We start from the raw sequence: 8,916 nt of genomic DNA on the forward strand, positions 1-8,916 counted from the left end.
CACTCGGTGTGAGGCAGCGCCATGGCGATGGTGGTGTAGTTCTTGTAGCGCTCCTCTGGCGTCGAGTTTTCCGGCATGGTGTCGCCGGTGGCTTCGATGTGGTCGCGGCCGACGCTTTTGAGCAGTTCGGCGATCGAGACATCGGGGCCGTCGCCGCGCGGCGAAGCGATGCGGCCATTGGCGACGACCAGCGTGTTGGCCTGCAGCGCGTGGAAAGGCGACCGCGGATCGCTGATGGCAAGGCCCACCAACTGGTCGAGCGCTGAGCTCGCGGCCTTGTATACGGCGCCGGTCATGACGCCGGCCAGGCGCGAGCCGCCGGTGACGCCGGCGCGCGGAAAGCGGGAGTCGCCGAGTTTCACCACCACGTCGTCAGCTCGCACGCCGACCGTTTCAGCGGCGGTCTGCGCCAGGATTGTGTAGGTTCCTTGACCCATGTCGATCGACGAGCTTTCGACCTCGACCGAGCCGTCGGCCAGGATACGCACGATCGCCTCGCCATAGGCGCGCCGAACCGGATAGGTGCCAGCCGCGACGCCCCAGCCGATCAGCTGGTTGCCGTCGCGCATCGAGCGCGGTTCGGGCGAGCGCCTGGCCCAGCCGAAGCGCTCCGCACCTGCGGCAAAAGCCTCGCGTAACTGCCGGGTAGACCAAGCCTTTTTGGCATGCGGATCCTGCTCGGCATAGTTCCGGAGCCGGATTTCCAGCGGGTCGATGCCGACCTCGTAAGCGAGCTCGTCGATGGCGCTTTCGATGCCGAAGGCCGAGGGGTTTTCGCCCGGCGCGCGCATAGCGCCAGGCACCACCGAATTGACCCGCACGACATTCTGCTTCGAGGAGAAATTCGGCGTCGCATACATGATCGAGGTAACCGATCCCAGCGGCTCGACCCACATGCCGTCGATGGATGTCTCATTGACGCCGCGATGCACGATCGATTGGATGTTTCCTTGCGCATCGGCGCCGATCGTCACCGTCTGGCGCGTCGCGGCGCGGCCACCATAGCCGGTAAAGGTCTGCGGCCGCGTCATCACCAGGCGCACCGGCCGGCCGAGCATTTTGGCGGCACATGCGGCCACCGCGCCATGGCTCAGCGCCAGCGCCTTGGAGCCGAAGCCGCCGCCAATATAGGGCGAGACCAGCCGCACATTCTCGAACGGCACGTCGAACCATTCGGCATAGGTGCGGGCCATCCCGTCCAGCCATTGGCTCGGCTCCCACACGGTGAGCTTGTCGCCCTCCCAGCGGGCGATCAGGCCATGCGGCTCCATCGGCGCCTGGTATTCGCGCGGCGTGTTGTAGGCGGCGCAGATGCGGACCGGTGCCGAGGCGAACGCACCTTGCGCATCGCCCCATTCCTTGGTCATGGCGTCGATCGGGATGCCGTCGCCGGCCTTGCCGTCGCTGAGGTCGACGATGGAAGGCGTCTCGTCATAGCTGACCTTGACCAGGGCCGCCGCCGCGACCGCCTGTTCGAAGGTCTCGGCGACGACAGCGGCGACATGCTGGCCCGAAAAGGTGATGTCGCGCGCGAGCGGGCAATAGGGTTTGTCGGGCGGCGGCGTGCCGAACCAGTCCGCCGCGGTTTTCAGGCTGATGATGGTGTCCGGCGTCAGCACCTGCAGTACGCCGGGCGCCGCCTCGGCCGCCTTGGTGTCGATCGCGCGCACCTTGCCGGATGCAATCGTGCTCTCGACCAGCACGGCGTAGGCGAGGCCTTCGAGCTGCTGCTCGACGGCGTATTTCGCCGCACCACTGATCTTGGCCGGGCCGTCGACGCGCGACAGCCGGCCGCCGACGGCTTCGGCAAAAGCGCCGTCGGACGCATCACCATGCCTGATGTTGTGAACGGTCATGCCGTCTCTCCCAATTTGAGGATGGCGCGGGCGACGACGCGCGGCGCCAGTTCGACCTTGTAGTGGTTGGCGCCATGGTCGACGGCACCTTCGACGGCGAGCAGGCTGGCGGCGCGGACCGCGTCCGGCTCCAATACCTTGCCCTTCAGCGCGTCTTCCACGGCCCGCGCACGCCACGGCTTGGTCGCGACGCCGCCGAGCGCCACGTGCAAATCGCGGATCGTTCGGCCGTCAGCCTCGAATTCGATGCCGACCGCCGCACTGGCCGCGGCGAACTCGTAGGACTGCCGGTCGCGGATCTTCAGGTAGGTCGAACGCCGGGTAGCGGCCGAGCCGGGGATCTCGATGGCGGTGATCATCTCGCCCGGTTCGATCGCATGTTCTTTTTCCGGCGTGTTGCCGGGCAGCAGGAAAAAGTCGTCGACCGGGATCTGGCGCTCGCCCAGATGCACGATCGCATCGAAGGCGACCAGCGCCACGGCGAGGTCGCCCGGATACATGGCGATGCAGGCGTCGCTGGTGCCGAGCACCGCATGGCCACGGGTAACGCCGCCGATCGCCGAACAGCCAGAGCCGGGCTCACGCTTGTTGCAGGCGGGGAAATTCGCCGGATCGCGGAAATAGGGGCAGCGGGTGCGCTGCATCAGATTGCCGCCGATGGTCGCCATGTTGCGGATCTGCGCGGAAGCCGCCTGCCACAGGGCTTCGGAGACGGCTGGGAAGTGGATCTTGATGTCGGCATGGTCGGCGACACGGCTCATCCTGGCCAGCGCGCCGATGGTGGCGCCGCGTTCATTCATCTCGATCCTGTCCAACCCCTTGAGATGGGTGATGTCGACCAGCGTCTCGGGCTCGGCGACGCCGCATTTGGCGAGGTCGATCAGCGTGGTGCCGCCGGCGAGCAGCATGGCGCCGGGCAGGGCGGCCGCCTGGCGTGCCGCAGCGAGCGAATTGGCGCGCACATAGGAAAAATCCCTCATGATGCAGCCTCCAATGCTGCCTGGCGGACAGCGGCGACGATGTGCGGATAGGCGCCGCAGCGGCAGAGATTGCCGGCCATGTATTCGCGGATCTCGTCGTCGGAGCCAGCATGGCCCTCACGAATGCAGGCGACCGCCGACATGATCTGGCCCGGCGTGCAATAGCCGCACTGGAAGGCGTCCTGTTCGAGGAAGGCAGCCTGCACGGGATGCATTTCGCCCTCCCGTGCAAGCCCCTCTATGGTGGTGACGGTGCGGCCTTCGGCTTGGGCGGCCAACGTCAGGCAGGCCAGCACGCGCTCGCCGTCGACATGCACGGTGCAGGCGCCGCACTGGCCGTGGTCGCAGCCCTTCTTGGTTCCGGTCAGGCCGAGGCGGTCGCGCAAGGCATCGAGCAGCGTGACGCGCGGCTCGAGTTGCAGATCGTGATGACGGCCGTTGATATCGAGATGAACTGGGATTGTTGTTTTTGTCATGGGCGCCTGGCTCCAGTTGCTTGACGCGAAGTCGGTTGATCTCATGGTGGGCCGGCGGGGGACCTGGCGCCCGCTGTCCGGCCCTTCGCTGTCGCTCCGGACCTTCGGGCGTTCGGCCCTTTTAAAAGGCCCACTGGACCTTTTGATCCGCCCGAAGGCGGACCGGGCCTTCACCGTTCGTCGGACGGGAAGCCGAGCAATTGGCTTCCCGTCCGCTAGGCGGATCTCACCTCACCCCAGCAGGTCTTCGATGCGGATCGGAAAGCGCCGCGGCCGCACGCCGGTCGCATGCCAGACCGCATTGGCGACGGCGCCGGCCGTGCCGGTGATGCCGATTTCGCCGACCCCCTTGATGCCGAGTGCGTTGACGTGAGGGTCGTCCTCGTGGACCAGCAGCGCCTCGACCGACGGAACGTCGGCATTCACCGGGACATGATATTCGGCGAGGTTGGCATTCTGGATCCGGCCAGAGCGCCGGTCGGTGATGGCTTCCTCATGCAGCGCGAACGAGACGCCCCAGATCATGCCGCCATAATACTGGCTGCGCACCAGCCTGGGATTGATGACCCGCCCGGCGGCGAACGCGCCGACCAGCCTTGTGACACGGATCTGGCCGAAATCCGGATCGACCTTCACCTCGGCGAACACGGCGCCATGCGCGTGCTTGGCATAGGTTTCCTGGGATGCCGGGTCCGCAGCGCCCTTGCCATGGCCCTCGATCTCGGTGAGGCCCGCGCGCGTGAGGATTTCGGCATAGCTTTCACCGCGGCTTTCATCGTCGCGCCGATAGAGGCGACCGCCGCGCGCCAGCACGCCTTCATTGCCGGCGCCGTAGAGCGGTGAGTGCTCGTCACCGGTGGCGAGATCGGCGAGCCTGGCGATGACGGCGGCACCCGCATTGTGGATCGCCATGCCGGCCGTCGCCGTGTGGCCGGAGCCGCCGGCAATGCCTGCATTGGGCAGATCGGAACTGCCGGCCCTGAAATCGACCTGGTCGATATCCAGTCCCAGTCCGTCGGCGGCGATCTGGGCGAAGGCGGTCCAGGCGCCTTGCCCCATGTCCTGCGCGCCGGTCTCCATCAGGCCGCTGCCATCGCTTCTCAGCACGGCGCGGGCCTCGGCCTGGAACATCAGGGCCGGAAACGTCGCCGTGCCGATGCCCCAGCCGGTCAGGAAACCGTCCGCGTCGCGCATCAGCCGCGGCTGAAGCAGGCGGCTCGCCCAGCCGAACGTCTCGGCCGCTTGCCTGTAGCACTCGCGCAGCGCCTTGGAAGAAAACGGCTTGCCGGTCATGGGCTCGACCTCGGCATAGTTCCGCAGCCGGAACTCCAGCGGGTCCATGCCGCAGGCGTGTGCCGCCTCATCGATGGCGCTTTCGAGTGCGATCGAGCCGGTCGCTTCGCCGGGCGCCCGCATGAACAGCGGGGTGCCGGTGTCCAACCGCACCGCATCGTGCGAGGTGGCGATGGCCGGGCTGGCATAGAGCGTGTGCGAGGCATCCGCCGCCGGTTCGAAGAAATCGTCGAACGTGCTCGACGCAGTCTTGGCGTGATGGTCGAGTGCCGTCAGCCGCCCTTCGCCATCCATGCCCATGCGCAGCGTCTGGCGCGTCGGCGCACGGTGGCCGACCGGGCCGTACATCTGCTCACGCCGCAGCACCAGCTTGACCGGACGGCCAACGAGGCGCGCCGCCAGGATGCCGAGCACCTGCGGCCCGGAGATCATGCCTTTCGAACCGAAGCCGCCACCCAGGAACGGGCTGCGGATGTGGACGTTTTCCGGCGCGATGCCGAACAGGCCGGCGATGCGGCCCTGCGCCATGGCAAGGCCCTGGCTCGGTGTGTCGATCGACAGTGTGTCGCCATCCCAGGCGACGACGATCGCATGCGGCTCCATGGCGTTGTGGTACTGGGCCGGCGTCTCGTAGGTGGCTTCGATCCGCGTCTTTGCGGATTTGAGGCCGGCCTCGACATCGCCCTTGTGCTGCACGGCCGGACCGCCGACACCGACACCACGCGGCACGAAGCTTTCAGCGCCGTCGAGGCCAACGCGCGCCGGCAGCACTTCATAGCGCGGCGACAGCAAAGCCGCCCCCTCGGTTGCCGCCTCCAGCGTCTCGGCGATCACCACGGCGATGCTCTGGTTGGGGTAGCGGACCTGATCGTTCTGCAGCAGGTCGAGCCGGAACATGAAGGGGTGGTCCTTGGCGTCCGGGTCAGCGGCGAGCGCCGGCCGGTTCTTGGGCGTCATCACCTCGACCACGCCCTGGTGCGCCTTGGCCGCCTCGATATCCAGAGCGGCAACGCGGCCGCGCGCGATGCTGCTGACCGCCAGCACGGCGTAGAGCATGCCGGGCGGGTGGTTGTCGGCGGCATAGCGCGCGGCTCCGGTGACTTTCAGAAAGCCGTCGCGGCGGGTCAGCGGCTGGCCGATGCTGGAGCCCTGCCGGGCATGGGCGGGTTGCTGGTTGAGGCTGAGTTCAAGCGACATGGCGCGCTCCGGGAATGTTCGAGAACGGGGAGGCAGGAAGGGCTGGCAGACGCTCGGGCGTTCCCGAAAGCGCAGATATCAGCGCCCTGACCACGATGCGGCGGGCAAGCTCGATCTTGAAGGCATTGTCGCCGGAGGGGCTGGCATCGGCCAAGGCAGCGTCCGCGGCGCTGGAGAAGGTCGCCTCGCTGGCGTCCGCGCCAAGCAGGACGGCTTCCGCCGTTCGGGCTCGCCACGGCTTGGCCGCGACGCCGCCCAGTGCCAGCCTTGCGGCGCGGATCTTGCCGCCATCGACGACGAGCGCTGCCGCGGCCGATACGACGGCAAAAGCATAAGAGGTGCGTTCGCGGACTTTCAGGTAACGGGCATTGGCGGAGAAGGAGGCCGCCTCCGCCGGCAGGCGCACCGCCACGATCAGGTCGCCGGGCTCTAGCGCATTCTCCCGCTGCGGCGTTTCGCCGGGAAGCCGGTGGAATTCCTCCAGTGTCACATGACGCCGGCCCTTCTTGCCCTCGATCTCGACCACGGCGTCGAGCGCCACCAGCGGCACGCAGAAGTCCGACGGGTGGGTGGCGATGCAGGCGTCGCTCCAGCCTAGCACGGCGTGCAGGCGGTTCTCGCCGCCCAGCGCATCGCAGCCGGCGCCTGGCTCGCGCCTGTTGCAGGCGCTGGCGGTGTCGTAGAAATAGCTGCAGCGCGTGCGCTGCAGCAGATTGCCGCCGACGGTGGCGGCGTTGCGAAGCTGCGCCGAAGCACCCGACAGCAGCGCCTCGGCCACCGCCGGATAGGATTTCGCGAACGCCGGATCGTAGGCAAGGTCGGCATTACGGACCAGCGCGCCGATGCGCAGGCCACCATCGTCCAGCCGTTCGATGCGGTTGAGCTCCGGCAGCCGGGAAATGTCGACGATACGCTCGGGACTGGTGATGCCGCCTTTCATCAGGTCGAGCAGATTGGTGCCGCCGGCGAGATAGGCCGAACCCGGCTCGGCTGCCGCGGCGATGGCGTCGGGGATGGTGGCTGGCCTGATGTAATCGAAATCTCTCATGCCGCGGTCCTCCGGTCGGCTTTGACAAGCTGTTGCTGGGCTTCCAGGACGGCCTCGACGATGCCGCCATAGGCCGCGCATCGGCATATGTTGCCGCTCAGCCCCTCACGGATGCGTTCGGGATCGTCGCCGGCCTGTGCCTCGGCGATCAGGCCGAGCGTGCTCATGATCTGGCCGGGTGTGCAGAACCCGCACTGCAAGCCGTCATGGGCGATGAAGGCGGCCTGCACCGGATGCAGTTCCTCGCCGTGGGCGACGCCTTCGATGGTCAAGACTTGGGCGCCGTCATGGCTGACCGCTAGCGCCAGGCATGAGTTGATGCGCTTGCCGTCGACCAGCACCGTGCAGGCGCCGCACTGGCCGCGGTCGCAGCCCTTCTTGGTGCCGGTGAGATCAAGCCGCTCGCGCAGCAGGTCGAGCAGGGTTACGCGTGGATCGACCTCCAGTTCGTGTCGGTGGCCGTTGATGGTGAGGGTGATGGGAAGGCTGGTCATGGGCGTCTGGCTCCAGTTGCTTGACGCGGATGGGATTGAACTGGTGCCTTGCCGCGGAAGGGCAAGGTAACCGTTCGGTCAGGTCTTGACGGCGAAAGCGGAGATGGCAGCGGATCTCCCGCGAGGCAGGCGGGCAGGGGAGATGTCGGCTTGCGTGTTCGAAAGACGTGACATACCGGTTCCCCTGATTATATGATAAAGGTGCTCCACTAAAACGGAGGCGCCTCCGTTTAATACGTGGTGGCTGAACCGGCCGGGTTCAAGCCCCCTGACACGATGTGGAGAAAAAATTGGCCAGCGAGCCGTCCGCCATTACAGAACAGAAGGCCGAGGCCGTAGACGCGAAGCCGCTGCGCGCCGATGCGCGGCGCAACCGCGACCGGCTGGTCGAGGTGGCGGTGTCGGTCTTTGCCGAGCGCGGCATCGATGGCTCGCTGGAGGAGATCGCGCGCCGCGCCGGCGTCGGCATCGGCACGCTCTACCGGCATTTCCCGACGCGCGAGCATCTGGTCGAGGTGGTCTATCGCCGGGAGGTGGAGGCGCTCTGCGCGGCCGCCGGCGAGCTTGCCCAGAAACATCCGTCCGATGTCGCGCTGGAACAGTGGATGCAGCGCTTCGTCGACTACATCGCCACCAAGCGCGGCCTGGCGACCAGCCTGCGCATTGTGCTCACCACCAATTCGACGCTGTTTTCCGACACGTTCGGCCGGGTGTCGCAAGCCTTGCGGCAGCTGGTCGAGGCGGCGGTGGCCGACGGCACCATCCGCGGCGACGTCGACGCTTCCGACGTGCTGCACGCGCTGGGCGGCATCTACTCAGCGCCCGACACCCCCGAATGGCGCGACCGCTCGCGCCGGCTGGTCAAGCTGTTGATGGACGGGTTGCGGTTCGGGGCTGCAAAGGCACAATGAGGCGACGAGATTCCGCCCGTGCAAAACCACACCTGTCGATAAATTGAGGGGACCCGATGTATGTAGGCCGCTCCTACAAAATAGTGGACTTCGCGCTGTGGTCGCGGCGCAGCGTCATCTACATGGTGGTGGTGAGTGGACTGGCCGTGGCGGCTTACCGTCTTCCAGGCATCGCCGGGTTTTCGGTGCCATGGTCGGTGGTGCTGGTGCTTGGCACCACCGTGTCACTCGTTGCCGGGTTCAAGAATTCGCAGGTGTTCACCCGCAGCAGCGACGCGCTGCAGGCTTTTACGCAAATTACGGCCAGCAGCCGGTTGTGGTCCAATTTCTGCAGGGATTTCCTTGACGCGCCGACGGCCAGACAGCTCATCTATCGCCACATCGCCTGGATGACGGCATTGCGTTTTTCCCTGCGCCGGCCGATGCCATGGGAATCCATGGCGCGGGCCGCCAATATCGAATACCGGCGGCGCTACCGCATCCATGAGGATGCGAGCTCGATCGCCGACGAATTCCGTCCGCTGCTCGCCGAACAGGCCGAGGACGTCCTGAAATCGCCCCAGCCGGCGATAGCCCTGCTCGAACTGCAATCTGTCCAGGTCAATGCGCTGTTCAAGGACACAAAGCTCCCTCCTCAGATCTATGGCGAACTGACCAAGCT

At 66.7% G+C, this 8,916-nt stretch carries 7 protein-coding genes and 1 pseudogene; 2 read left to right on the top strand and 6 right to left on the bottom strand.

The genetic code is table 11. From position 1 onward, the window contains the following. The 6 genes from EN893_RS09120 to EN893_RS09145 form a co-directional block, all read right to left on the bottom strand. The coding region (locus tag EN893_RS09120; RefSeq protein ID WP_164900775.1) for a xanthine dehydrogenase family protein molybdopterin-binding subunit at positions 1 to 1,856 on the bottom strand (1,856 nt) is incomplete at its 3' end. Further along, entirely contained in the window at positions 1,853 to 2,836 is a 984-nt protein-coding gene (locus tag EN893_RS09125) for a xanthine dehydrogenase family protein subunit M (RefSeq protein WP_127272232.1), read from the bottom strand. The genes EN893_RS09120 and EN893_RS09125, both read right to left, overlap by 4 nt. After that, positions 2,833 to 3,312, bottom strand: a complete 480-nt coding sequence (locus tag EN893_RS09130; protein WP_127267453.1) for a (2Fe-2S)-binding protein — start codon at positions 3,310 to 3,312, stop codon at positions 2,833 to 2,835. The genes EN893_RS09125 and EN893_RS09130 overlap by 4 nt, the downstream gene beginning before the upstream one ends. Positions 3,313 to 3,543: 231 nt before the next feature. After that, a complete protein-coding gene (locus tag EN893_RS09135; protein ID WP_127267452.1) occupies positions 3,544 to 5,802 on the bottom strand; it encodes a xanthine dehydrogenase family protein molybdopterin-binding subunit in 2,259 nt (752 codons plus the stop codon). Then, entirely contained in the window at positions 5,792 to 6,850 is a 1,059-nt protein-coding gene (locus EN893_RS09140; protein WP_127267451.1) for a xanthine dehydrogenase family protein subunit M, read from the bottom strand. The genes EN893_RS09135 and EN893_RS09140 overlap by 11 nt, the downstream gene beginning before the upstream one ends. Next, positions 6,847 to 7,344, bottom strand: a complete 498-nt coding sequence (locus EN893_RS09145) for a (2Fe-2S)-binding protein (RefSeq protein WP_127267450.1) — start codon at positions 7,342 to 7,344, stop codon at positions 6,847 to 6,849. Before EN893_RS09145 ends, EN893_RS09140 begins: the two co-directional genes overlap by 4 nt. 290 nt (positions 7,345 to 7,634) lie before the next feature. Between EN893_RS09145 and EN893_RS09150 the strand changes: the two genes are divergently transcribed. After that, positions 7,635 to 8,255, top strand: coding sequence for a TetR/AcrR family transcriptional regulator (locus tag EN893_RS09150; RefSeq protein WP_127267449.1), 621 nt, complete (start codon positions 7,635 to 7,637; stop codon positions 8,253 to 8,255). Between the two features lie 56 nt (positions 8,256 to 8,311). After that, positions 8,312 to 8,916: pseudogene (locus EN893_RS09155) on the top strand (hypothetical protein); the annotation flags it as partial.

Origin of the sequence: Mesorhizobium sp. M7A.F.Ca.CA.004.04.2.1, from assembly GCF_004022825.1 — a bacterium.
Classification (GTDB): domain Bacteria; phylum Pseudomonadota; class Alphaproteobacteria; order Rhizobiales; family Rhizobiaceae; genus Mesorhizobium.